Here is a 24,073-nt window from a genome sequence, read left to right as displayed (position 1 = left end):
TTTGACAAAATAAGAATACTTTTGATACCAATATGTGTTATTAAGAAGAGAGGAGGGTTGCCGAGTGGAAAAAAACCGTCTATTTCGATCGAATAGAACCGATTCCAAATCTTTGTCCCTTCTTTATCAGAGAAGCCTCAGGCACAGGGACCGGGGAGATATTGCGAAAGCGCTGTCATGTCTGGAGGAAGGATTGCTGAACGTGTTCAGCCAGGACTCTACCCAGATTAGCGAACGGGGAAGTCTGGCCGATTGCTGGCTGGAATACGGCAGACTGCTGCGGCTTAACAATCAACATGCCAAAGCCATTTATGCATTAGAACAATGTTCGGTATACCCTGGTTATGAAATCGAAGCCATGACCGAGTGGGGGGACCTGCTGCATGAGCAGGGTTACAGCGATGAAATTATTGCGGACCGGCTTAAGCACAAGCTGGCGCACCTGCCCGAAGCAACTGAGCTTCTCATCGACATCCTGTGCCGTATTGGAGCATTCCACACGGCTTTTACATACTTTGCGGAGAATCTTATGGACAAAAGCGGGCGGATGCTTGAACTGTATTCGCAATGCCTGATCCGTGAGGGGATGTATGAACAAGCCCTAAATCTGGCTTCCAGTGCGGTTGACGCAGGCCAGCTCAGGCCTGAACTCACAGACCCGCTTGCCATGGATGCGCTCCTGTGCAAGTGGAAGCTGGGCGAGGAGGACCGGCTGGCGGTGGAGAACCGGCAGTTGTTATCTGAAAGCTTAAAGCGGTCTGTGCATCTTGGGCTCTTGGACTTGAGCCATCAGATTGCGGGGGACGATCCCTATCTTCAGAACGAGCTTACCCTAGGTCTATACCGAGAAGGTTATACGGAGCTTGCGGAGCAAAAGCTCAGAACCTATGACCTCAACTCTTTGAACTTATGCGAACCCTTAAGCAAGGAAATGGCGTTTATTACAGCTGAAATAGATTACGACGAAGGGCGGTATGATCAGGCTGCCCAGATTTTTGAGTGTTTGATCGAGCATGATCCCTTAACAGCCTCTTACCGGTTCGCCGCGGCCTCCTGTTATCTTCAGATATCCTACCGACAAATGGAGCAGCGGAGCGGGCTGCTCATGCATGACCCATCAAACCTAATAAAAACACAGCAGTATATGGAGACAATGACACAATCCTTGTTCATTGTGCACCGCTCCAAATGGCATACCGAATGGACTCCAGCCCAGCGGCGGAACCGGCAGGTACGCTCATTTCAGTAGTATTAAAAAGAGACAAGCTCCCTATAAAAATAGGAACTTGTCTCTTTATATTTCTAATTCAGCATTCAATCATCTGCTATTTCCGATCTGTTGTAACTTTAACGATCTGCAGCACGTATTCAGCAGCCTTAACAATATCCTCAGCCTTGATCCGTTCTGAAGTGGTGTGGATATTCTCATACCCCACAGCCAGATTTACGGTAGGTATGCCCAGCCCGTTGAAGATGTTCGCGTCACTGCCGCCGCCGGACATGAACGTTCTACCGGAAAGCCCTAATTGATCGGCCGCTTTCTTCGCCAACTGAACAACCGCGTCCGTCTCGTTATGCTGAAATGCCGGGTAGATGATATTGCTCTTGAACTCCCCTCTTGCCCCATAATCGCGGCAAGCGGATTCAACCGCTTCTTTCATGCCCGCAATCTGCTTCTCCACCTTTTCTTGTACTATGCTGCGCGCTTCTGCATACAGCTTGGCGTAGTCTGTCACAATGTTGGTGGCTCCGCCTCCTTCGAACTTGCCGATATTAGCAGTGGTCTCCGCGTCAATCCGTCCGAGCTTCATTCTGGAGATCGCTTTGCCCGCAACCTGAATCGCGCTGATACCATCTTCCGGATTCACACCCGCATGCGCGGATTTGCCAAAAATCTCTATTTCAATCCGCGCCTGGGTAGGTGCCGCCACACATATTGCCCCTACCTCGCCATTGGAATCCAGAGCGAATCCATACTTGGCATCAAGCTTGCTGCCGTCAAGGGCACGCGCGCCCATGAGTCCTGATTCTTCTCCAGCTGTAATTACAAACTGAATTTGGCCGTGAGGTACCTGCTGCTCATTCAGCACCTGAATCATCTCCAGCAGTGCGGCCACTCCAGCTTTATCATCTGCACCAAGGATGGTGGTTCCGTCACTGCGGATCCAGCCGTCTTCGCCCACAACCGGCTTAATTCCAACACCAGGAGTTACCGTATCCATATGGCAAGTGAACAGGATCGGCTCCGCCTCCTCCGCCCCTGCCGGTTTCAATGTGGCAATCAAATTACCCGCGCCATGTCCGGTAACCGCGGCAGAATCATCCTCGATAACTTCCAAGCCGAGCGCCTCAAATTTCTTCTTAAGCACATCCGCAACGGCTCTTTCGTGCTTTGTCTCACTGTCTATCTGAACAAGCTCCAGGAACTGCCCGATTACTCTGTCTTTATTGATCATGGACTTTCTTCTCCTCTCGCATTACGCTAAAATGATGAAGTAAGGACTAGCTGTTGCTAATTATATAAAATGAACTTTAGAATGATTAACCTCTCTCAGCTTCGATCCCGAGTGATTCTGAAGAAGCGGAGCGTCCGCCTTTGTCTCCGAAATGCCCCTGCTTGGATAGCTAGTTCAAGCATTTCGGGGACAACAGCGGCCTTAAAGAACACTCGGCATCGCAGCGCCCCTAAAGGGTAACCTTCATAAGTTCATTTTATATAGCAATTATTATTGTACATAAAGGAGTCTGTGTTATGCCTAAGAAATGGATGAAGGTGTTCGTTTATATCATGCTTATCGCCTTGATAGGTTCCTCATTACTCATGATTTTTGAACCATTTATCAGATAGTCTCTTTCGGCCAAACGGCATCATAGCCAAACACCTCTTCGAAATATGGAACGATGTCCTTGGCCGTCTGCTCCACTGAAAATTCTCTTCCCACAGCGTCTTCAAGTGAAGTGACTCCGTATTCTTGTATCCCGCAAGGAATAATCCCCTGGAACCCTTCATGCTGAATCCCGGATTTGATATTAAAGGCGAATCCGTGACTGGTCACAAACCCTCTTCGGCCGCGGCATTTGTTGAACTTGACCCCAATTGCGCAAATCTTCACATTTCCAATCCATACACCAGTGTATTCGGACTTACGGCTTCCCTCGATCCCGAACTGTGCCAGATAGTTAATAATGACCTGTTCCAGCTTCCGCAGATAATCGTGCAGATCAAGCCCCTTCGATCCGTCCAGCATGAGAATGGGGTACCCGACCAGCTGGCCAGGACCATGATATGTAATATCACCACCCCGGTCAATTTCGAACACGGAAATTCCTTGTTCTTTCAACTGCTCGGGACTTAACAGCAAATGTTCAGGATGCCGCTGGGAACCAATCGTATAAGTCGGCGGATGCTGCAAAAGCAGCAGGGTTTCCTGCTGCTCCTCACGATCCACACGCTTTACGATTTGCTTCTGGAGTTCCCAGGCTTCCCCATAGTCGACGGTAGGGATATAGCGGACTTCCAGTGTTCTCGTCATGATGGATACGCCTCTTTTCAGTTAGTTGTCGTCTTGAGCAGCTCAATCTTCTTCTATATATAATGAACTTATGAAAGTTACCCTTTTGGGGCACTGCAATGCCGAGTGTTCTTTAAGGCCACGGTTGTCTCCGAAATGCTTGAACTAGCTATCCAAGCAGGGGCATTTCGGAGACAAAGGCGGACGCTCCGCTTCTTCAGAATCACTCGGGATCGAAGCTGGGATCGGTTAATTCTAAAGTTCATTTTATATAGTTGGAGGGACGTTTAGTTCTAGGTCCTGCGAGCGGGTTAATAAACTTGAGTGTCCAGCGAGTAGCCTTCAATATTGTCCTTCACCCGCTGCATAAAGCGTCCGCAGATGACACCATCCAGAATCCGATGGTCCAGGGACAGGCAAATATTGGCCATGGAACGGACACCAATCATATCGTTAATCACAACAGGTCTTTTCACAATGGATTCAAATGTAAGAATAGCGGCCTGAGGATAGTTGATGATCGGCTGGGAAAGAATGGAGCCGAATGAGCCAGTATTATTAACGGTAAAAGTACCACCCTGCATATCGTCCAGCTTCAGCTTGCCCTCGCGGGTCTTGCGGGCCAATTCCTCAACTTCGCGGGCCAGGCCAGCGATATTCTTCTGATCGGCTTTCTTGATGACTGGTGTAAGCACCGAATCTTCCGTTCCCACCGCCAGGGAAATGTTAATATCCCGCTTCACGATGATTTTGTCAACGGCCCATACCGAGTTCATAATCGGGTAATCCTTGATGGCGTTCACCACAGCTTTGATCATAAAAGCAAGGTATGTCAGGTTTACGCCCTCTTTGGCTTTGAAGTCGTTCTTAAGCTTGTTGCGAAGCTGCACCAGGTTCGTGACATCAACCTCGATCATCATCCAGCCGTGCGGAATTTCAGATACGCTCTGTCTCATCCGCGTGGCAATCGTATTTCGGACAGGCGTAATATCGATATAATGCTCCGACTGACCGCCCTCTACCTCGATTGTTGGAATCTTCGGCGTATCGCTCAAATGGATACCCGTATTCCGAACAGGCTCGGCAGCACCAGGTGCAGGCGGAATAACTGGAATAGTCTGCTGAGGAGGAGCCTGGTTATATGATGGCTGTGGAGTTGGGGCTGCAGGAGCAGCAGGAGCAGTCTGAGATGCCTGCTGCATTCCTATGGATGCCGCAGCCGCCCCCCCGTTTGCAATATAGTTTAGCACATCTTTACGGGTGATGCGTCCTCCGAGGCCGGTTCCTTGGATTGCATTCAAATTCAGTCCATGCTCAGCTGCCAGCGTCTGGACAGCTGGTGAATAGCGGCTGCGCTGTGACACATCCGCGCTACCTGGACTGCTTGATGAAGCTGGTGCTTCAGGCTGGGGTGCAGTGGCAGCCTCGTTCAGCTCGGCTCCCTCTACACCAATCCTGCAGATCACAGCTCCGACATCAATAGTCTCGCCTTCCTGGGCCAGGATCTCTCCCATCACTCCATCCAGCGTAGACGGAAGCTCGGCATTTACTTTATCAGTTATAACCTCACAAATCGGTTCGTACTGCTCCACCTTGTCTCCCGGCTTCTTGAGCCATTTGCCAATCGTCGCCGACACCAGAGATTCAGCCAGCTGAGGCATGAGGACATCGGTCCATGTTTTGTTCGATGACATTGTTCTCACTCCTAGGTTTATAGCGCTTCAGATTCCAATAATGCGGTCTTGAGGCTTAATATAAAGCCAGCTCCAGCATGGCTTCCTTCACTTTATCCTTGCTTAACATGAAGAATTTCTCCATCGGCGGGCTGATCGGCATAGCCGGAACATCAGGACCGCATAAGCGCTTGATAGGCGCATCAAGCTCAAACAAGCATTCCTCGGATAAAATCGCCGACACTTCAGCACCTACACCGCCGGTCTTGTTATCCTCATGGATAATTAGAACCTTACCGGTACGGCGGGCCGCTTCAACGATCGCATCACGGTCAAGCGGCTGAAGTGTGCGAAGATCGAGAATATGCGAGCTGACACCATGCTCGCTAGCCAGCTCTTCAGCCGCCTGCATGGCAAAATGAAGCGGAAGACTGTACCCGATCACCGTAATATCGCTGCCCTCGCGGATAACGTTGGCTTTTCCGATAGGCACGATGTAATCCTCCAGTGGAACATCCTCTTTAATCAGCTTGTAACATTTCTTGTTCTCGAAGAACAATACAGGGTCCGGGTCCCGGACAGCCGCTTTAAGCAGGCCTTTGGCATCGTAAGCCGAATACGGGGCAATAATCTTGATCCCCGGCGTACCGAAGAAGATCGATTCTGGACACTGGGAGTGATACAATCCGCCGAATATTCCTCCACCGATCGGTGCGCGGACCACCAGCGGACAGTTCCAATCATTATTGGAACGGTAACGGATCTTAGCGGCTTCGCTGATAATCTGATTTGTAGCCGGCAGCATAAAATCTGAATACTGCATCTCCGCAATCGGCTTCATCCCGTACATTGCCGCCCCGATGGCTACACCGGCGATTGCGGATTCAGCCAAAGGCGTATCAATGACCCGCTCTTCCCCGAACTGCTCCTGAAGTCCTTTCGTTGTGGTGAACACGCCGCCTTTAAGGCCGACATCCTCCCCGAGCACAAAAACATTCTCATCCAGCTCCATCTCTTCTTTCATGGCAAGGCGGATGGCATCAATATATTCCATTACCGGCATTAGCGAGCTCCTCCTTCATTGTCGGCATACACATGCAGCAGAGTATCCTCCGGTTTAGGGAACGGCGCTTTATCCGCGGCATCAATGGCTTCCTTGAGCTGCTGCGCAATCTCGGCAGACAGACCGGCATCCTGCTCTTCACTCCAAATTCCGCAGTCGATCAAATACTGCTTCATCTTCGGCAGGCTATCTTTCTTCCAGTTCTCTTCCACTTCTTCCTTCGTCCGGTACACCAGATCGTTGTCAGATGTAGAGTGCGGAGACAGACGATACATCATAGCCTCAATCAGAGTTGGCCCTTCTCCGCGAATAGCGCGTTCACGCGCTTCCTTCACAACCCGGTACACTTCCAATGGGTCATTGCCGTCCACACGCACGCCTGGGAAGCCATACCCCAGGGCCCGGTCGCTAACCTTGCCGGCCAGCTGCTTCTGAACGGGCACAGAGATTGCATATTGGTTATTCTCACACATAATAATGACCGGAAGTTTATGAACCCCGGCAAAGTTGCAGCCCTCGTGGAAATCCCCCTGGTTGCTGGAGCCTTCTCCGAAAGTGACAAAGGAGACGATGTCCTTCTTCTGCATTTTGGCAGCGAGTGCAACACCGACAGCATGAGGAACCTGGGTGGTCACAGGGCTTGAACCGGTAACAATCCGAAGCCGCTTGCTTCCAAAGTGACCCGGCATTTGGCGGCCGCCGCTGTTCGGGTCTTCCGCCTTGGCAAAGGCCGAGAGCATGAGCTCCTTAAAGGTCATGCCGGCAGCAAGCACAAATCCGTAGTCGCGATAATACGGAAGGAAATAGTCACGGCTGCGGTCCAGCGCGAAGGCCGCGCCCACCTGTGCAGCCTCCTGGCCGATCCCGGACACGTGGAAGTTGATCTTGCCCGCCCGCTGCAGCAGCAGGTTGCGCTCATCAAATTTACGCGCCATAAGCATATATCTGTACATGTCAATCACTTCAGCATGGGTGAGTCCCAACTGCTCGTGTCTGGCTTTCGTTTTTATCGTTGATTTCGCATTCATTGGGGAGTTACCTCCTTCATTTTAGGAGCCTTCAGATTCGTTAGGGCTCATCTTATAACCTGGTACTAAGACTAGAGATAACTCTATTATAAACACTTTCCATGTAAAAAGAAAATATTATCTCGCTTTAAATTCCAGTAGCCCGTCCATCCACAGCCAGCGCGGCTTCGCCAATAATTTCAGACAGCGTAGGATGGGCATGTACGGCCTGCCCAATCTCCCACGGTGTTGCATCCAGAACTTGGGCAAGCGTGGCTTCTCCGATCATATCGGTCACATGGGGACCGATCATATGCACTCCCAGAATATCCTGAGTTTCCGCATTTGCAATCACTTTGACAAAACCTTCCTTTTCACCATATACAAGCGCCTTCCCGATGGCGGAGAACGGAAATTTCCCTGTTTTGATCGAATACCCTTTCTCGCGGGCTTCCTTCTCCGTCAATCCCACCGAAGCTACTTCAGGACGGGTATACACACAGCGCGGCACATGAACAGGATCATATCCGTGCGGCTTCTCCCCGCTCAAATGCTCTACTGCCACGATCCCCTCATGGCTGGCTGCATGTGCAAGCTGAAGGCCGCCAATACAGTCTCCGATGGCGTAAATATGAGGCTCGGTTGTCTGCATGTGCTCATTTACACGGATAAAACCATTCTTAATTCCAACATCCGTATTCTCCAGCCCGATATTCTCCACATTGGCCTGACGGCCGATCGAGACCAGCATCTTCTCCGCCGCGAGCTCAACAACCTTGTCCCCCTGCTTTGCGGACAGGGTAACTCCTTGAGCTTTTTGCACAGAGTCCGGTATTACGGCCGTTCCCGTTAACACCTTAATTCCGCGTCTGACCAAGATCCGCTGAAGTTCCCGGGATACCTCTTCATCCTCTGCCGGGATCAGCTGGGAAGCGGCCTCAACGACGGTAACCTCTACGCCGAAATCATGGAGAAGGGAAGCCCATTCCACGCCGATGACACCCCCGCCCACAATCAGCATAGACGCTGGAAGCTCGTCCAGCACCAGTGCCTCATCACTGCTTAGGACATGGCCGCCATCAGGCTCTAGACCAGGCAGGACACGGGGTCTGGAGCCTGTTGCAATGATCAGATGCGCCGGAACCACGGTCTCCATCTCGCCATCCGCGAGTTCAACTGCAACAGCTCCACTCTTCGGGGAGAAGATGGACGGTCCAATCACTCGCCCTGTACCTTGGATTACCTTGATATTATGCTTGCGCATCAAATATTGAACCCCTCCGTGCAGCTGGTCCACAATAGCCTGCTTACGCTGCTGCACCTTGGGAAATACCAGCTTCACTCCGCTGGTCTCTATGCCAAAGCTCTCGCTCTCTTTCATTTGGGCAAAAAGTTCCGCACTGCGAAGCAGACTTTTACTGGGAATGCAGCCCCGGTGAAGGCAGGTGCCGCCGAGCTTGTCCTGCTCTATAATTACAACTTCCTTTCCGAGCTGAGCTGCCCGGATCGCTGCCACATACCCCCCTGTGCCGCCTCCTAAAATTGCCACATCGCACGAAATTGTCATATGTACCCTCCACTAACGTGATCATAGTTCTTCTTCGGATAATATTGTACCTCGTTTTTGCCGGATATGGAATTCGGCTAGCCTCATCACGTTTTCAAATGGACAGGATAACCCGAACAAGTTATGATAAAAGGGATAGGCTTTGTCTTTACGAATACGGACGACAGGAAGGTTTTTACCAATGAATACGAGAATTCTGACCGCCCGGTTTATTGCCGTGCTCATTCTGGTCATTCCAGGGATTATCGCCATGACTGGCTTTCTGTTTATGAAAGATGCTTTATTTGAGTATATGTACATGCACGGGGACGATTCATTAACCCGCATCACCTTTGACTGGCTGCATTTTGCTCTCGGCTTGATCATGTTCCTTGCTGGAATCTCCTTCCTGGGCGGATGGATCTTCTTCCGGGACCGGAAGCGGGGTTACGTTGGACCCCGTTTTAAAGAGACCAAGAACAAGAAGCGTCCACCAGATCCAAGCGCCTAATTTTGATCGAGTTAATTGGATAACTAATCGTAAACAAATCAAGCCTCCGGAACTTTGAAATTCCGGAGGCTTGTGTTATTTCTGCTTAGTCAGCTTTAAGTAGGAATCGGCACCATGCTGGAAACGGTAGGATGTGTTCTTCTCTTCCACAGCCCATCCCCTGGATGCAGCCAGCATCAACATACGATCCATGGCTTTATAACGCTGGCTGCTGAGATCAATCAACGGAAAAATCCGGATCTCTTCTCGTGTTATCCGAAGCAGCTCCAGCAGGGATTCCTCATGAAAAGGCTCACTCAGCCGGTCCGCATACATAAACAGAAAGTGGGCTGACAAAGTTAAGTCAAAGGATTGATCCGCAAAAGGAAGCGCCGGAAACGACGCGAAAATATACCGGTCCCGATGTCGTCTTCTGTGCTCAATATTAAACTGCAGCGCTTCCTCTCTCATCTGATTATGACGCTCCATCGTTCCATAGAAGTCCCAGTTGTACTGTCCTCTAGACTGAAGAAGACGTTCTTCCGCATGAAGCAGGTCACGCTTTCCTTTAGCTTCAAGTTCATCTGGACCATACTGATAGGCAATGTCCGCCGCAGTTATATTAAACCCCCGCCCACTTCCTTCGGCCGTAAACGAGCAGGCCCCTGCGGGACAGTCCAATATCACACGTCCTTGAAGTTCGGATTCCTGCAAATCGAACATTGCCAGATACTCTCTGTATGTCCGTCCAATAAACACAATACGTTCCAAATCCAATTTCTTACTCCCTTTGCTCAGCTCATCTCTGCTCATCTAGGCTCACCTCATCTAAAATTATTCATACAAGGCACTCTTCAGCTTGCTCGACATTTTAGGAAGATTGCTTGAAGCCTTAAGCAGCGCTTTGCGAAGACGGGCGTTCTCAGCCTTCAACTCCTCAATTTGCTTCTGCAGCTCTGCGATCTCCACTTTTACACGAGCGTCCATCTCAGCTTCACTGGTAATGATGTTATTCATGAAGCATCTTCACCTCATTTCTTAAATACCAAATTAAGTATTTGATTTTTTGGAAATTCTGTCAAGGAGGTTAACAATTTCACCCATACCATAGAAGAATGCCGCAGACATTAACGCAAGCATCCACCACTCCATGGCTATCTTGGTATAAAATCCGCTCTCCTGACCAGCACGGCCCGTAACGATTCCAATTAGAAACCCACCAGCCAGCACGAGCACTCCAATAGCTTTAAGCATGATGCCCACGATATTTGGAAACCCCGGCTTACGGCGTGGTGATTCAAGGACCACATCCTCATGTCCGTGATCATCCAGCCTCCTTGCTTCCTGTTCAGCCGCGGTAAAATTCGTAAAAACTTTTTTCTGAACAGACTGATCTTCCTTATCTTTATACGTTACTTTGTAAGCCATCTAAGTTACCTCCTGTAATAACCTTAGCCACCAGTCTAAGAACATATGTCTTAACCTCGTGCAAACCTGATATCCGCTTCACAGTCAAGAACCTATATACATAATTGAATATTAGACTGATCTATATTTTATATTATACAGCAGCCTAAACACAAAATTCTTTCACCGATTGGCCTTCGTCAGTTCATGATTATATAACGCAAACCGCCTAAAAAAGTTACTTATTGTAATGACTCTTAAGTTTTTGAATTCACCTTTGCTATGTAAATCATGTTGGTTAAGCAGCTATCAAAGCTGCTTTGACTTATAATATTATTGAAATATATCCCAGGGGGTGATTTGTTGAAACTTGTTATTATATTTGGTCCACAGGCTGTAGGAAAAATGACCGTTGGACATGAACTGGAAAAGACAACCAATCTTAAGTTATTCCATAACCACATGACTATTGAATGGCTAGCCCCGCTTTTTGGCTTTAGCCAAGATATGTGGAGATTAGTAAATAAATTTCGTTAAGATATATTTGAAGTAGCCGCAGCAAGTGATATGTATGGGATGATTTGAACACAAACCAACAAAAAGGGATGTCACTCGTTCTGAACAGGACCTATTACGTACGATGGAGCAGCATCGCTTAAACTCATTAGAAGGAGAAATTAATAGAGAAAATTATCTCAGAATTAACAACACGAATTTATCTGCTTGTGAAGTTGCCGAAATTATAAAATACAAGTTTAATCTATAACTCCTTTAAATATAGACACCGATATATTCAACCCCAAAAATTTGTACTATAATAAGCTTGTGTAAAATAACGAAAGCGGTTTCGAATCAAGTGCAGCAAGATTTACTACTGTTTCTGATTTCTTCGAAGGGAGTTTTAAACCATGGCAAAAATCTCTTTTCCCAATGACTTTCTGTGGGGTTCTGCTACCTCCTCCTATCAAATTGAAGGGGCCACAAGGGAAGATCAGCGTGGGCAATCCATCTGGGACGTCTTTTCCAGGACCCCTGGCAAGGTGTATAACGGCGATACCGGAGATACGGCCTGCGACAGCTACCACCGCTATAAGGAAGATGTTGCTCTCCTGAAACAGCTTGGAGCCAAAGTATACCGCTTCTCGGTTGCCTGGCCGCGTATTTACCCTAATGGTGTTGGGGAAGTCAATCCACTGGGTCTTGAGTATTATCACCGTTTGGTTGACGAGCTGCTCGCTAACGGCATAGAGCCGATGTGCACACTTTATCATTGGGACCTTCCCCAGGCTCTGCAGGACAAAGGGGGATGGAATTCAAGGAACACAATTGAGGCATTTGTTCGGTACGCTGAGACGATGTTTAAATCTTTTGACGGAAAAATAAAAAAATGGATTACCTTCAACGAGCCATGGTGTATCTCGTTCTTGTCCAATGAGCTTGGTGATCATGCTCCTGGCAACAAGGATTTCCAGTTGGCCCTGAACGTAGCCCACCATATTATGGTGGCCCATGGGGAGACTGTTAAAGCCTTTAGACAGCTGGGGGTTTCTGGTGAAATCGGGTATGCCCCGAATACCGAGTGGTTTGAGCCATTCAGCAGACAGGAGGCTGATGTGGAGGCAGCAGCAAGAAGGCTGGAGTACTTTAATAACTGGTTCTTCGATCCGGTATTCAAAGGGGAATACCCACAGAGGACACTGAGCTGGTATAAAGCGAAAGGGTATGAACCACCCGTTGAACCTGGCGATATGGAGACGATTAGGCAGCCGATTGATTTCCTTGGGATCAATTATTACACCGGCGGTATTGGCCGGCACAATCCAGAAGCGGGACTGCTTGAATTTGAACCGCTTTCCGGCGCTTTGGATCAGACGGACTTCGAGTGGAATATTTATCCACAGGGCTTCTTAAGTGTACTCGAATGGGTGAATGACCGCTACGGCTCTATTCCAATCTATATTACTGAGAATGGCGCTTATTATGAGTCTACCGTGGGGGAAGATGGTAAACATCATGATCCGAAGCGGATTTCTTACCTGCAAAAGCATTTATTCCAGCTTTCCAGAGCCATTGAATCGGGTATTCAGGTTAAAGGATATATGCTGTGGTCCTTAATGGACAATTTTGAATGGGCCTTTGGCTATAGCAAGCCGTTTGGGCTGGTTCATGTTGACTTCACAACTTTCAAGCGCACTCCTAAAAACAGCTATTACTGGTATCAGAACGTAATTGCTTCAGACGGCTTTGAAGTCTAACACACTTGGAATTTATATTGAAATATATAATAAGCACCTGATCAGATAATGAAGACGGGGGCAGTCCCATCTCTGATCGGTGCTTTTTCTTTTTCATCTCTATTGTCCCTATTCCCCTTGGGAAATGTGTTACCGCCCCTATCAACTTCTGAGTATGGGAAATACGTAAAAGAAATATCAGGCATCTTAGCTACTGGACAGACCGCCTGCTTGACTCGAACTGAATCTAAGCTCACTATGCCCCGTCTGCTCCGCAGCAGGGTTCACTGCCAGCCTATAGCACTTCACAAGCACATCCCCGTTATACATCTCCTGCTCACGTGCCCGCTCAAATCCAAGGTGCTCATATAATCGGATGGCAGGAGCCATCATATCTGAAGTGTGCAAATAAATGTACTCCGCTCCCATAGATCTTGCACGGGCTGCGGTTTCGTCAATAAGACGAGTCGCCACTCCTTGTCCTCTGACTTGTGGAGATGTGGCAAGCAGTCTGATAATCGGGTCCTGAATGCTTAGATCATCTCGGCCATATGCGGTTTCCGAATCTAGGAACACAAGCAAGCTGCCCACAATATCCCCTGCCTGCTCAGCTATGATCCTCGCGTAAGGCCCTTCCTTGTATACGGACTCCTTGATCGACTCCAGGTACAGCCTCCACCGTTCCGGTGCCATCGTCGCCTCATACTGGCTGTAGGCTTCAACCACCAGCTTCTGAATTTGCTCCCGGTCTTCTTCCCGGGCATCCCGGATGATAATAGGTGCTGTTATTTGTCCCATAATATATGCACACCTCCAGCTAAAGAATCGATTCACGAATATTTAACTTATTATACCACTTGGCATAATCGGTATATTTATGTATTGTACCCGTAAATGACAAAATCTTATTATAAGAAGAACCAATTTGGCAATAGAAAGATTCTATACTGCCCCTTTTTGCTAAAAGAAGCCAATAAAACCTGGCATCCCCTAAGAAGGGAGCCAGGTTTTATTTTCATGTAACATAACTAGGATTACCATTTGATAAAACTTTGATATTCCTAATTCTAGTTAAGGATGAACGAAGTTGAGAAGCTTGTCATGCGGATTAACGGACTAATTCTTCTAGGTTTTAAAGACTGGATTGACAACTCACTGCTCCTAACCCTTTCAGCTAACCTTATGCTCAATCCGCAGCTTATCTGCAACCATCGCGATGAACTCGCTATTCGTCGGCTTTGACTTGCTGATGTTGATCGTGTAGCCGAACAGGTGGCTGATGGAGTCAATGTTACCGCGGGTCCAAGCAACCTCAATGGCGTGGCGAATCGCACGTTCCACCCGAGAAGGAGTTGTTTTGAACTTCTCTGCAATGGCTGGATACAGCGTCTTGGTGATCGCCCCAAGAATTTCGATATTGTTGTACACCATGGTGATGGCTTCACGCAGGTATTGATATCCCTTAATATGCGCAGGCACACCGATTTCATGTATGATCGAGGTAATATTCGCATCCAGATTCTTGCCCTTGGCCATAGGCACAACATTGGATTTAAACAAGGAGGACGACGATGCAGAAATCTGACCGGAACTGCTGGATTGAGAAGGAGCACCTACGAGCTGACGAATACGGTTAGCGAGAACCTCCATATCAAACGGCTTAAGGATGTAATAAGAAGCACCAAGCTGAACCGCACGCTGAGTTATGTTCTCTTGTCCGAAGGCCGTCAGCATGATGACCTTAGGCTGTGGTGATAAATTCATATCACGAAGGCGTTCCAACACGCCGAGACCATCCAGATGAGGCATAATGATATCAAGAATCAGCACATCAGGAACTTTAGAGCCGTTCTCGATCATTTGCAGGGCCTCTTCGCCGTTGTAAGCGATGCCCGTAACATTCATATCATCTTGACCTGAAATGTACTCTGCTAATAAATTTGTAAATTCCCGATTATCATCCGCTAACAATACCTCAATGTTTTGCAATTTCCATGTCCTCCTTCAGATATTAAGTATTTATGTCGGTTGCATTCTCATGTCCTAATATATGGATTCGACACAAAGATCTGAATCCCTGCGTCGAAAATTATTTTTCTTTATTTTTTTTAACACGTAGTTTATAATAAATTATTTGCTACACAACATGACTGGAAATTTGTTTATTCGACAAAAAAATCTTAAGGCGCTAGCTGGCCTTAAGATTTTTGTTTTGCCCCGGCTTCAGCATCACACCGGCGTCTTGAAGCATCCATTCAATAAAACATCCATAACCTGATTTCGGGTCATTCACAAATACGTGCGTCACTGCACCAATAAGCTTGCCATTCTGAATAATAGGGCTGCCGCTCATGCCTTGAACAATCCCGCCAGTCTTGCTCACAAGTCTTGGATCGGTAATGCGTATGACCATGCCTTTGGTTTGAGGTACATTCTGAGTAGAGACGTGAACAATTTCAATAGTGTACCTCTCCACCTTCTGACCATTGACCACGGTTAGTATTTCAGCAGGGCCTTCTTTGACATGCTCTGCGAAAGCGACGGGTATCGGCTCTCCGTACAGGCCGTGCTCTGGATTTAGAGACATTTTGCCGAAAATCCCAAAGTCCGTGTTCTGCTCAATGGTTCCCAAAACCCGGCCCTCTTTCAGGAAATGTGCCCTCTTCTCTCCAGGCTCACCACTTTCACTCTTGGAGATTGAAGTGACACTGGACTCAACGATGTGTCCGCTTCCCACAACAATCGGCGTCTGTGTGTTCATGTCTGTAATGACATGGCCTAAAGCTCCGTACACCCCCTGCTCAGGAGCATAGAAAGTTAGGGTTCCAACCCCTGCGGCGGAATCACGAATATATAGACCCATCCGCCAGGTTTTGTCCTGCTCATCATACGCGGGAGACAGCGACGTTGTGTAGACACGGTCACCCCGCTTGTAAGTAACCTCAATCGGTTTCTTTTGCTTGCCTGCCTGGTCTACGATAGACGCAACATCCCGCACGTCTTTGAGCTGAATTCCATTAAGATGGGTAATGCGGTCTCCGAGCTTCAATCCGGCTTTTTCACCAGGGGATTGTTTCGTTTCACCGGGCGAGCTGACCAAATGATGTCCAACCACGAGTATTCCTGATGATTTCAATTTCACGCCAATCGTCTGCCCGCCAGGGATCACCTTTAAATCGGGGATAACATTCACCTTTACGGTTTTGAGAGGAATTTGACCGAATAATTTCATACGCAGATGGGCTTCTCCGGCAGATTGGGAACTGAGCAGCAGTGGTTTTCCTTTGCCAAAATCCGCATTTGCTCCCATCCGGCTGGAGCCTCCGCCCTTAAGCTGCACAACATCCGGGCGGTCAACACTGACCTGTGCTTGAACCGGAAGCGCTGATTCAATTCGGGCCTGTTCCCCTTCAAAGAGCCTCAGCTCATTAGGCATTAGAGGGTTGCCGATCTCACCGGCTGCGGCCGTCCCAAGGAAACAAAAGAAGAAAGCAAATAAAAGGCCGAGCAATCTCTTCCTGAGGTTCGGGTTCAATGGCTGTCACGCTCCCTTAGCTTCTTTCGCTTGACGAAAAGGTGGTCGCCAATTGCGTACCTATAAGATACCCCCGAGCAGGCCATTTATTACTGTCAATCATTACTCCGCACTTACAGCATTACGCTTTCTGGGCCTTAGCCAGGCCGAGCATTTCCTGAGCATGATGAAGGGTCTTCTCCGTAATTTCCACGCCTCCAAGCATACGGGCGAGTTCTTTCACCCGTCCTTCCTCTGACAACGCCTCAACTTGGGTCATGGTCCTGCCGTCATGAACCGTCTTCTCGATCAAATATTGGTTGTCGGCCATACAGGCAACCTGTGGCAGGTGGGTGATCGAGAACACCTGGCAAGAAGCAGACAGCTTGTACAGCTTCTCAGCGATCGACTGGGCAGCACGTCCACTTACCCCTGTATCCACCTCGTCAAATATAAGCACGGGAACTTCATCATGCCTTGCAAAAATACTCTTCAGCGCAAGCATCATACGCGACAGCTCACCACCAGAAGCAATCTTGCTCAGCGGCCTTAGCGGTTCCCCCGGGTTAGGGGAAATCAGGAATTCCGCAGTGTCCAAGCCCTGCCTGCTAAGCCTGATCCGCTTGCCTTTCCATTCCACACCCGATGGATCTTCCAAGCGACCAAGCTTCACTTCAAGAGATGTTCTGCCCATCTGAAGATCTTTAAGCTCCCCTTCGATCTGGGCAGCCAGATCCTCAGCACACTGGCGTCGCGCCTGACTCAGTTCTTCCCCTTCTTCAAGAAGCTGGGCAAGCAGCTTCTCCCTCTTCTCCTTCAGTTGTTCCATAATTTCATCTTTGTTCTCCAGCGTATCTGTCTCCAGCTTGATCTGATCGTGGTAAGCCAAGATACGCTCAATGCTCTCCCCATACTTTCTCTTTAGGGAGGAGATAAAGTCCAGTCTTTCCTGTACCTCATCCAGCCGGCCCGGATTCACTTCAATGCCATCCCGGTAGCTGCGAAGTGCAAAAGACGCGTCCTCCAGCTGGTAATACGCAGACTGCAGCTGCTCGAGTATAGGCTGAATGCCTTTATGATCATAGTCCACAATATCCTCAAAGAGGGAGATGGCCTTGGCTACCGCCTCCATCCCTTGAGAGCCGTAGAGCAGTTCATAAGCACCGGAAATGGAATCCATCATTTTCTCACTATGGGATAGCTTGACCTTTTCATCGGCAAGTAATTCATCTTCACCAACTTTAAGCTTAGCGGCAGCTATTTCCTCCAGCTGATACCGGTACATATCCAGCATTTGAAACGTCTGCTGACTTGTTTTCTGAAGCTCATTCCACTCCTTCTCCACTTTAACAAATGCGGAATACGTCATCTGATACTTGGATTTGAGTGGCGCAAGGACTGCGGCCCCATAGGCGTCAAGCAGGTGTAAGTGTCTTTCGGGACGGAGCAGCGTCTGGTGCTCATGCTGGCCATGGATGTTGATGAGCTGATCGCCCACTTCCCTAAGCATGCTTAAGTTCACCATTTGACCATTAACTCTTGAAACGCTTTTGCCTTGGATGCTGATCTCTCTTCGGATAATCAGGGATTCAGCCGGATCGGCGTGAATGCCGTATCCTTCAAGCGTGTTCCATACCGGATGTGCAGGCCGCAGATCGAACGAAGCCTCGATTTCAGCTTTATCGCAACCGTAACGGATCAGATCCGCAGAGCCCCTGCCCCCGGCAATAAAACCGAGCGCGTCAATGATAATGGATTTTCCGGCTCCCGTCTCCCCGGTAAGCACATGGAACCCTTCATGGAAGGTAACATCCACCGACTCCACCACAGCCAGATTTCTAATTGATAAATGAGCTAACATTAGCGCACCTCCGTCCGCCTCTTAAGAAATAAAACTCATAATTTGATTAATCATGGATTTGCTGTTCTCCTCAGTTCGGCAAATAATCAGAATGGTATCATCCCCGCATATGGTACCGAGAATTTCCGGCCACTCCATATTATCAATCAGCACGGCGACTGAATTGGCTGTACCCGGTAAACATTTCATAACAACCAAATTCCCCGCATGATCGATATGTACAAAGCTGTCAACCAAATAACGCTTTAGCTTCTGGATCGGATTGGCCCTCTGGTCGATCGGAAGCGAGTACTTGTAACGCCCATCGTCCATAGGGACCTTAATCAGCAGCAGCTCCTTAATATCTCTGGAAACTGTGGCCTGTGTGACTTGATAGCCTGCATCCCTTAGTGCCTCAACCAGCTCGTCCTGAGTTTCGATTTCCTGACTGGAAATAATTTCACGAATCTTAATATGTCTTTGACCCTTCATAAATTCCTCCGTCATGCCTAGTAATCGGCTTATTCATCATCAGAGTCCAGCACGATGACTTTAATCTCACTATAGTCGGCATCAATATATAATAAACCTGAACAATCCGGATACAACAAAAGAAATGGGAGCAGCTCCTTCCGAACCCCGCTCCCTGTCCAATCAACAGGCTGCCTGGGCCGCTCCAAACGGACAAGGAACAACTCCTCGCCTTGGACTACAACATAATCAATAAAGAGCCGGCTGTGAAGCTCCATCCGGTTGACTTTAAAGGTTAGCGGAACCTTAAGTTTGCCGCTGATGACCTCATACCCTGCCGACTTTAACAAGTCAACGGCCGGGTGATCCTCTATCTCCTCATTCAGTTCAAACCGTAAACCGCGTCTTAACACGGCAGGTTTGCGGAGCCATGATTGAATACCACGGTAAAACAGGAACAACAGCAAAACGGTGATTATAACCATTAAATATCCGTCAACCTGCATATTCACTCATCACCTCAGGATGTCTATTCGACATCCCTGGGACTGGCTCCTGTCTTGTAGCCATAATTATGAGGACAAAATCCGAAAACAAAACACTTGTTCCCATTATACAAGATACATTAAACAAGTATCAATCCCAAAAAAAAGCCGCTGGGGTCAGCGGCTCTTCTTCACTTGTGGCCTGTAAACGTGGCTGATGCTTCCTGAACCACATTCCGCACCAGTTGGATAATCTCATCCTGCTTGCCCAAGGAATCGCCCTGCGGCTCGTCCTCCAACCGAAGATGGACCAGGAATTCAATGTTCCCCTCCCCGCCTGTGATGGGCGAGAACGTAAGCCCCTGAATAAGGTATCCTTCCTCAGCAGCGAAAGTCAAAACCTGCTCAAGGACTTCTTCATGAACCTTTGGTTCGCGGACTACACCTGTCTTCGGCACCTTTTCCCGTCCAGCTTCGAATTGGGGCTTGATCAATGCTGCAATGTCCGCCGGCTTCTTCAGAAGAGCCTTTAACGGCGGCAGAATTAGCTTCAAAGAAATAAAGGACACATCAATACTGGCAAAATCAGGTGCCGGCCCGTCCAAGTCCTCCGGGGTCATATACCTGAAATTCATGCGTTCCTTCACATTAACCCGCTCATCATTACGCAGGGACCAATCCAGCTGATTATAACCGACATCGATTGCATACACATATGAGGCCCCGTTCTGGAGCGCACAATCTGTGAAACCACCGGTGGAAGCCCCAATATCCAGCATAACCCTCTCTCTCATGTCCAGCCCAAACACCTGAATCGCCTTAGCCAGCTTCAGCCCTCCGCGGCTGACATAAGGATGAATAGCACCTTTAACGGTGAGCTGTGTCTCCCGAGGGATTTTGGTTCCGGCCTTCTCGATCCGCTCCGTATCCCCGTATACCAGACCCGCCATAATGGCGGCCTTGGCCTTTTCCCTGCTTTCAAAAAAACCTTGCTCTACGAGCAGAACGTCAATTCGTTCCTTAGCACCAGCCATACTCATCCCCTGTATTCTTGACGTAATGAAAGAAGCTGCCTATGAAGGCAGCGTCTTCTTTCCAAATGCGTAATGATGATCATTCCGCAGCTTCTGAACTTGCTCAACAAGCGCCTCCGTCGTAAGGCCGACTTCCTGGCACTGCTCCTTAATGCTGCCGTGTTCAATGAACCGGTCAGGAACACCCATCAGCCTGATGTCCAGACCGTAAATCCCGTGCTCAGCGTAAAATTCCAATATAGCACTTCCGAGACCTCCGGCGATTGAAGCCTCTTCGATCACGATCATTTTACCATGTGTTCTTGCAAGTTCGAGCAGCATAGCTTCATCAAGCGGCTTGATAAACCTTGCATTAATAACCGCCGCCTGGATACCCTCACGTTTCAGCACATCAGCTGCGTCTTCGGCAACCTGCACCATCGTACCCACAGCAATGATGGCTGTGCCTTCCCCTTCCCGAACTTTCTCCCACGTGCCAATCGGAATAGGAGTCAGCTCCTTATCAAGATGAACTCCTTGTACATTGGTTCTAGGATAACGGTAAGCAATCGGACCTTCATTGTAGTCCAGAGCAGTCTTCATCATGTGGCGGAGCTCATTCTCATCCTTAGGCATCATCATGACCATATTCGGGATATGCCGCATAAACGCAATATCAAATACGCCCTGATGTGTCTCGCCATCCGCACCGACAAATCCGGCGCGGTCTATCGCAAACATTACGTTAGCATTGTGGCGGCATATGTCATGCACAATCTGGTCATACGCCCTCTGCATAAAAGTCGAATAAACCGCAAACACCGGCTTTAAGCCTTCCATTGCCAGAGCCGCACACATGGTGGCCGCATGCTGCTCTGCGATGCCCACATCGATCATCCGGTCCGGGAACCGGTCTGCAAATTTCAGCAGGCCCGAGCCACCCGGCATAGCCGGTGTAACCGCCACGATACGGGAGTCCTGCTCAGCAAGCTCAATCAAAGTCTCGCCAAACACCTCGGTGTACATCGGATTGCCAACAGCTTTAAGCACTTGACCGGACTCGATTTTGTACGGGGATATGCCGTGCCATTTATGCGAATCCGCTTCGGCCGGTGAATATCCTTTACCTTTGGTTGTAAGCACATGAACCAGAACCGGTCCAGTGACATTGTCAGCCTGCCTGAACGCTTCGATCAACTTAGGGAGATCATGACCGTCAACAGGCCCGAGATAAGTGAATCCCAGCTCCTCGAACAGCACACCGTTCATCAGCATATATTTCAAGCTGTCCTTAAAGTTCGCAGCAGTCTTGGCAAGCTTGTCACCAATAGCCGGAATCTTCTTGAGGATCAGCTCCACTTCATCCTTGGCTCTGAGATAGGTCTTGTCAGAACGGATTTTGCTTAAATAATTGTGCATTGCTCCCACATTGGGGGCAATGGACATCTCATTATCATTAAGCACCACCATCAGGTCCTTCTTCTCATGACCGATATGGTTCATGGCCTCAAAAGCCATACCGCCCGTCAAAGCACCGTCCCCGATAATCGCTACCACTTTGTTCGTTTCACCCTTGAGATCGCGGGCTAAGGCCATGCCCATTGCTGCAGACAAGGAGGTGCTGCTGTGGCCAGCTTCCCACACGTCATGTTCACTCTCATTGCGTTTAACAAATCCGCAGAGTCCCTTGTACTTGCGGAGCGTATCGAACTGATCCATACGCCCGGTTAACATCTTATGGACATACGCCTGATGACCGACATCAAATATAAACTTGTCCTTCGGGCTGTTATAACAATAGTGAAGAGCAAGCGTTAACTCAACCACACCCAGGTTGGACGCGAGATGTCCACCCGTGGAGGACAGCTTCTCAATTAGAAACTGACGGATTTCAGCGGCCACCCGGCCGAGATCTTCAACAGAATATTTTTTTAAGTCATTGGGTTCATGGATTTGTGAAAGCAGCACATGAATTCCCCGCTTTCCTAATTGGATTTATCATGATGTAGTGCAGATTCCTCTGCTCTTAATGGATTAACGTATAGGATTATTATGGCCCATTTAACAAGAAGAACAGGTCATAAGCCCATGAAATCTGTTAGCCAATCCACGTAATGTTGTATATTATACCACAAAAGTAAGCGCTGCAATAATCCCCTGCCTGCTTACACTAATCTGAACGTCCTAAATCTTCTATCAATGATCCCGGTTCAGGAGAAACTCAGCAATCTGAAGCAGCCTCTCCGGATTGGGAATAACCCCTCCGCTAACGGCTTCCTTAGCCAGCTTGGTTAACCGGTCAACTTCAGCCTTGGACTCATCCAGCCCAATAAAATAGGGATAGGTCACTTTATTCATAGCCACATCGCTTTGTGTCTTCTTACCCAGCTTCTGCTCATTGCCAATCAGATCGAGAATGTCATCTTGAATCTGAAAAGCCAAACCGATGCTGCGCCCGAACGTTTCTAAGGCTCTGAGCTGCTCCTGCGAAGCTGAAGCGATCCGTCCTCCGGCCTTGAGCGAGAATACAATCAAATCTCCTGTCTTGTGCATATGAATGTACTTGAGCTGTTCCAGGTCCGTAATCCCCTGTTCCCCTTCCATGTCCGCCGCTTGACCGCCGACCATGCCTTTTGGCCCCGCATACACGGACAGCTCCTCTACGATAGCCAAAGTCTGCTCTGCAGGAACATGGAACTTCCGGCTTGCCTCCGTAATGCTGTAAAAAGCATGGGTGAGGAGACCATCACCAGCCAGGATCGCCGCTGCCTCTCCGAATACTTTATGATTCGTCGGCTTGCCGCGCCGGAAATCATCATTGTCCATGGCTGGAAGGTCATCATGAATCAAGGAGTAGGTATGCACCATTTCCACAGCACAGGCGACAGGCAGTGCCGCTTCCCGGCTTCCTCCCATCGACTCTGCCGCAGCAATGACTAACAGCGGCCGTATCCGCTTGCCTCCGGCAAGAAGGGAGTAATGCATCGCTTCCCGCAAAGAGGATGGAATGCTCCAATCCCCCGGAATCGACTGCTCCAGACCTTGGTTAACGAGTCTCCCGATTTCGTTCATATACGCTTCAAAAGAAGACTTATTCAACAGGTTCACCGCTTTCTTCTGGAGCTGCAAATGGCTTCTTGGTGACTTCCCCATCTGTTTCTACGATCATTTCTATTTTACGTTCCACCTGCGCCAGTTTCTGGCCGCACAGTTGGGACAGCTGCATTCCCCGCTGAAACAGATCGATGGCTTTCTCTAAAGGCACATCCCCATGCTCCAGCTGGGATACGATCTCTTCCAGCTGTTCCATTGCTTCTTCAAAATTAATGTCATTGTTAAGTTCCACGATCTTCTCCTTCCCGCTGCATCCCCCATACCTGACAATCCAACTCTCCGTCGGTAACCTTGATCTTGACCATATCTCCAGGCTGGACATCGTTGAGCGATTTAATCAAACGCTTACCTTGTTCATCGTAAACCAGGCTGTAGCCTCTGCCCATCACCTTAAGCGGGCTGAGGGCGTCAAGCTGCCGGACGCCGGCGCTGAGCTGGGCTGAGCGGTCCTTCAGCACCGCCAGCATCCCTTGGCGAAGCGCCTTCGTGGCGTCCTGCTGCCGCCGCGCGGCGTACTGCAGCTGCTCCTGCGGATGGAACCGCAGGAGCCTCGCATGCAGCCTGCCCCGGCGCTCGCTGGTCAGCAGCGCACGGGAGTGCATGCGGCTTGCGAGACGGTGCTTCAGCATGTCGAGCCGCTCCGCGTGCTGGAGCAGGCTCCGCCGCGGATGCACCAGCACCGGCGAGCGCTGCAGGCGCGCGAG

At 49.1% G+C, this 24,073-nt stretch carries 24 protein-coding genes and 1 pseudogene; 5 read left to right on the top strand and 20 right to left on the bottom strand.

From position 1 onward, the window contains the following. Window positions 1-64 precede the first annotated feature (64 nt). Window positions 65-1,249: a tetratricopeptide repeat protein gene (locus tag BN6628_RS25610; protein ID WP_082926864.1), complete on the top strand. Its 1,185-nt coding sequence runs from the start codon at window positions 65-67 to the stop codon at window positions 1,247-1,249. A gap of 76 nt (window positions 1,250-1,325) precedes the next feature. Here BN6628_RS25610 and BN6628_RS10030 read toward each other — a convergent pair whose 3' ends face one another. Continuing rightward, window positions 1,326-2,456, bottom strand: a complete 1,131-nt coding sequence (locus tag BN6628_RS10030; RefSeq protein ID WP_068616977.1) for a M20/M25/M40 family metallo-hydrolase — start codon at window positions 2,454-2,456, stop codon at window positions 1,326-1,328. Window positions 2,457-2,752: 296 nt separating this feature from the next. On the opposite strand from BN6628_RS10030, the gene prli42 reads away from it, so the two are divergent. Beyond that, on the top strand, window positions 2,753-2,848 hold the full coding sequence (prli42, locus tag BN6628_RS26830) for a stressosome-associated protein Prli42 (protein ID WP_089153545.1): 96 nt from the start codon (window positions 2,753-2,755) through the stop codon (window positions 2,846-2,848). Here prli42 and lipB read toward each other — a convergent pair. The 5 genes from lipB to lpdA form a co-directional block, all read right to left on the bottom strand. Then, entirely contained in the window at window positions 2,841-3,533 is a 693-nt protein-coding gene (lipB, locus tag BN6628_RS10025; protein ID WP_068616974.1) for a lipoyl(octanoyl) transferase LipB, read from the bottom strand. The genes prli42 and lipB overlap by 8 nt on opposite strands. Window positions 3,534-3,823: 290 nt before the next feature. Further along, entirely contained in the window at window positions 3,824-5,206 is a 1,383-nt protein-coding gene (locus tag BN6628_RS10020; protein ID WP_068616972.1) for a dihydrolipoamide acetyltransferase family protein, read from the bottom strand. Window positions 5,207-5,261: 55 nt separating this feature from the next. Further along, window positions 5,262-6,248: an alpha-ketoacid dehydrogenase subunit beta gene (locus BN6628_RS10015; RefSeq protein ID WP_068616970.1), complete on the bottom strand. Its 987-nt coding sequence runs from the start codon at window positions 6,246-6,248 to the stop codon at window positions 5,262-5,264. Beyond that, window positions 6,248-7,276 (bottom strand): thiamine pyrophosphate-dependent dehydrogenase E1 component subunit alpha, encoded by a 1,029-nt coding sequence (locus tag BN6628_RS10010; RefSeq protein ID WP_068616968.1) that lies wholly within the window; start codon window positions 7,274-7,276, stop codon window positions 6,248-6,250. Before BN6628_RS10010 ends, BN6628_RS10015 begins: the two co-directional genes overlap by 1 nt. 127 nt (window positions 7,277-7,403) lie before the next feature. Further along, window positions 7,404-8,822, bottom strand: coding sequence for a dihydrolipoyl dehydrogenase (gene lpdA / locus BN6628_RS10005; RefSeq protein ID WP_068616966.1), 1,419 nt, complete (start codon window positions 8,820-8,822; stop codon window positions 7,404-7,406). 181 nt (window positions 8,823-9,003) lie between these two features. Between lpdA and BN6628_RS10000 the strand changes: the two genes are divergently transcribed. Then, window positions 9,004-9,312 carry a DUF2627 domain-containing protein gene (locus BN6628_RS10000; RefSeq protein WP_068616964.1) on the top strand — a complete coding sequence of 103 codons (309 nt, stop codon included), beginning with the start codon at window positions 9,004-9,006 and terminating at the stop codon, window positions 9,310-9,312. A 75-nt stretch (window positions 9,313-9,387) separates the two neighbouring features. Here BN6628_RS10000 and BN6628_RS09995 read toward each other — a convergent pair whose 3' ends face one another. The 3 genes from BN6628_RS09995 to BN6628_RS09985 are packed head-to-tail and all read right to left on the bottom strand — an operon-like array spanning window position 9,388 to window position 10,719. Continuing rightward, a complete protein-coding gene (locus BN6628_RS09995) occupies window positions 9,388-10,104 on the bottom strand; it encodes a class I SAM-dependent methyltransferase (RefSeq protein ID WP_068616962.1) in 717 nt (238 codons plus the stop codon). 21 nt (window positions 10,105-10,125) lie between these two features. Further along, entirely contained in the window at window positions 10,126-10,308 is a 183-nt protein-coding gene (locus BN6628_RS09990; protein WP_068616960.1) for a hypothetical protein, read from the bottom strand. A 33-nt stretch (window positions 10,309-10,341) separates the two neighbouring features. Beyond that, a complete protein-coding gene (locus BN6628_RS09985) occupies window positions 10,342-10,719 on the bottom strand; it encodes a hypothetical protein (RefSeq protein ID WP_068616958.1) in 378 nt (125 codons plus the stop codon). A gap of 342 nt (window positions 10,720-11,061) precedes the next feature. On the opposite strand from BN6628_RS09985, the pseudogene BN6628_RS09980 reads away from it, so the two are divergent. Both BN6628_RS09980 and BN6628_RS09975 read left to right on the top strand, forming a co-directional pair. After that, window positions 11,062-11,464, top strand: a pseudogene (locus BN6628_RS09980) (shikimate kinase). Window positions 11,465-11,606: 142 nt separating this feature from the next. After that, on the top strand, window positions 11,607-12,953 hold the full coding sequence (locus BN6628_RS09975) for a GH1 family beta-glucosidase (protein ID WP_068616956.1): 1,347 nt from the start codon (window positions 11,607-11,609) through the stop codon (window positions 12,951-12,953). A gap of 186 nt (window positions 12,954-13,139) precedes the next feature. Here BN6628_RS09975 and BN6628_RS09970 read toward each other — a convergent pair whose 3' ends face one another. The 11 genes from BN6628_RS09970 to BN6628_RS09920 all read right to left on the bottom strand — a co-directional run. Next, window positions 13,140-13,730 (bottom strand): GNAT family N-acetyltransferase, encoded by a 591-nt coding sequence (locus BN6628_RS09970; protein ID WP_082926863.1) that lies wholly within the window; start codon window positions 13,728-13,730, stop codon window positions 13,140-13,142. Between the two features lie 372 nt (window positions 13,731-14,102). After that, window positions 14,103-14,921 carry a sporulation transcription factor Spo0A gene (gene spo0A, locus BN6628_RS09965; protein ID WP_068616954.1) on the bottom strand — a complete coding sequence of 273 codons (819 nt, stop codon included), beginning with the start codon at window positions 14,919-14,921 and terminating at the stop codon, window positions 14,103-14,105. Between the two features lie 199 nt (window positions 14,922-15,120). Further along, on the bottom strand, window positions 15,121-16,467 hold the full coding sequence (gene spoIVB, locus BN6628_RS09960; protein WP_068616952.1) for a SpoIVB peptidase: 1,347 nt from the start codon (window positions 16,465-16,467) through the stop codon (window positions 15,121-15,123). A gap of 121 nt (window positions 16,468-16,588) precedes the next feature. Next, complete coding sequence (gene recN / locus BN6628_RS09955) at window positions 16,589-18,307, bottom strand: DNA repair protein RecN (protein ID WP_068616950.1); 1,719 nt, start codon at window positions 18,305-18,307, stop codon at window positions 16,589-16,591. Window positions 18,308-18,328: 21 nt separating this feature from the next. After that, complete coding sequence (gene ahrC, locus BN6628_RS09950) at window positions 18,329-18,778, bottom strand: transcriptional regulator AhrC/ArgR (RefSeq protein ID WP_068616948.1); 450 nt, start codon at window positions 18,776-18,778, stop codon at window positions 18,329-18,331. A 29-nt stretch (window positions 18,779-18,807) separates the two neighbouring features. After that, window positions 18,808-19,263 carry a hypothetical protein gene (locus tag BN6628_RS09945; RefSeq protein ID WP_082926862.1) on the bottom strand — a complete coding sequence of 152 codons (456 nt, stop codon included), beginning with the start codon at window positions 19,261-19,263 and terminating at the stop codon, window positions 18,808-18,810. Between the two features lie 170 nt (window positions 19,264-19,433). Further along, window positions 19,434-20,276 (bottom strand): TlyA family RNA methyltransferase, encoded by an 843-nt coding sequence (locus BN6628_RS09940; RefSeq protein WP_068616945.1) that lies wholly within the window; start codon window positions 20,274-20,276, stop codon window positions 19,434-19,436. A gap of 39 nt (window positions 20,277-20,315) precedes the next feature. Continuing rightward, window positions 20,316-22,223, bottom strand: coding sequence for a 1-deoxy-D-xylulose-5-phosphate synthase (gene dxs, locus BN6628_RS09935; RefSeq protein WP_068616943.1), 1,908 nt, complete (start codon window positions 22,221-22,223; stop codon window positions 20,316-20,318). A gap of 228 nt (window positions 22,224-22,451) precedes the next feature. Next, the gene (locus tag BN6628_RS09930) at window positions 22,452-23,327 is read right to left on the bottom strand and encodes a polyprenyl synthetase family protein (protein ID WP_068622160.1); all 876 of its coding nucleotides are present in this window, start codon (window positions 23,325-23,327) and stop codon (window positions 22,452-22,454) included. Between the two features lie 19 nt (window positions 23,328-23,346). Next, complete coding sequence (xseB, locus tag BN6628_RS26615; protein ID WP_262363152.1) at window positions 23,347-23,601, bottom strand: exodeoxyribonuclease VII small subunit; 255 nt, start codon at window positions 23,599-23,601, stop codon at window positions 23,347-23,349. After that, window positions 23,591-24,073 (bottom strand): exodeoxyribonuclease VII large subunit (locus BN6628_RS09920; protein ID WP_392397635.1); only part of this gene is annotated, 483 nt, incomplete at its 5' end. The genes xseB and BN6628_RS09920, both read right to left, overlap by 11 nt.

It is taken from the genome of Paenibacillus tuaregi, assembly GCF_900086655.1.
Taxonomy (GTDB): Bacteria; Bacillota; Bacilli; order Paenibacillales; family Paenibacillaceae; genus Fontibacillus; species Fontibacillus tuaregi.
Note: the sequence above shows the minus strand (reverse complement) of the source record. Positions and strands in the feature narration are given on the sequence as shown.

What these genes read in the sequence shown, in the direction of transcription:
- BN6628_RS09930 (WP_068622160.1), bottom strand. Translation starts at nt 23,327, where the DNA reads ATGAACGAAATCGGGAGACTCGTTAACCAAGGTCTGGAGCAGTCGATT.
- prli42 (WP_089153545.1), top strand. Translation starts at nt 2,753, where the DNA reads ATGCCTAAGAAATGGATGAAGGTGTTCGTTTATATCATGCTTATCGCC.
- BN6628_RS10000 (WP_068616964.1), top strand. Translation starts at nt 9,004, where the DNA reads ATGAATACGAGAATTCTGACCGCCCGGTTTATTGCCGTGCTCATTCTG.
- lipB (WP_068616974.1), bottom strand. Translation starts at nt 3,533, where the DNA reads ATGACGAGAACACTGGAAGTCCGCTATATCCCTACCGTCGACTATGGG.
- BN6628_RS09970 (WP_082926863.1), bottom strand. Translation starts at nt 13,730, where the DNA reads ATGGGACAAATAACAGCACCTATTATCATCCGGGATGCCCGGGAAGAA.
- BN6628_RS10030 (WP_068616977.1), bottom strand. Translation starts at nt 2,456, where the DNA reads ATGATCAATAAAGACAGAGTAATCGGGCAGTTCCTGGAGCTTGTTCAG.
- lpdA (WP_068616966.1), bottom strand. Translation starts at nt 8,822, where the DNA reads ATGACAATTTCGTGCGATGTGGCAATTTTAGGAGGCGGCACAGGGGGG.
- ahrC (WP_068616948.1), bottom strand. Translation starts at nt 18,778, where the DNA reads ATGAAGGGTCAAAGACATATTAAGATTCGTGAAATTATTTCCAGTCAG.
- BN6628_RS10010 (WP_068616968.1), bottom strand. Translation starts at nt 7,276, where the DNA reads ATGAATGCGAAATCAACGATAAAAACGAAAGCCAGACACGAGCAGTTG.
- BN6628_RS09975 (WP_068616956.1), top strand. Translation starts at nt 11,607, where the DNA reads ATGGCAAAAATCTCTTTTCCCAATGACTTTCTGTGGGGTTCTGCTACC.
- BN6628_RS09995 (WP_068616962.1), bottom strand. Translation starts at nt 10,104, where the DNA reads ATGAGCAGAGATGAGCTGAGCAAAGGGAGTAAGAAATTGGATTTGGAA.
- BN6628_RS09940 (WP_068616945.1), bottom strand. Translation starts at nt 20,276, where the DNA reads ATGGCTGGTGCTAAGGAACGAATTGACGTTCTGCTCGTAGAGCAAGGT.
- BN6628_RS10020 (WP_068616972.1), bottom strand. Translation starts at nt 5,206, where the DNA reads ATGTCATCGAACAAAACATGGACCGATGTCCTCATGCCTCAGCTGGCT.
- recN (WP_068616950.1), bottom strand. Translation starts at nt 18,307, where the DNA reads ATGTTAGCTCATTTATCAATTAGAAATCTGGCTGTGGTGGAGTCGGTG.
- BN6628_RS09945 (WP_082926862.1), bottom strand. Translation starts at nt 19,263, where the DNA reads ATGCAGGTTGACGGATATTTAATGGTTATAATCACCGTTTTGCTGTTG.
- BN6628_RS10015 (WP_068616970.1), bottom strand. Translation starts at nt 6,248, where the DNA reads ATGCCGGTAATGGAATATATTGATGCCATCCGCCTTGCCATGAAAGAA.
- BN6628_RS09985 (WP_068616958.1), bottom strand. Translation starts at nt 10,719, where the DNA reads ATGGCTTACAAAGTAACGTATAAAGATAAGGAAGATCAGTCTGTTCAG.
- BN6628_RS09990 (WP_068616960.1), bottom strand. Translation starts at nt 10,308, where the DNA reads ATGAATAACATCATTACCAGTGAAGCTGAGATGGACGCTCGTGTAAAA.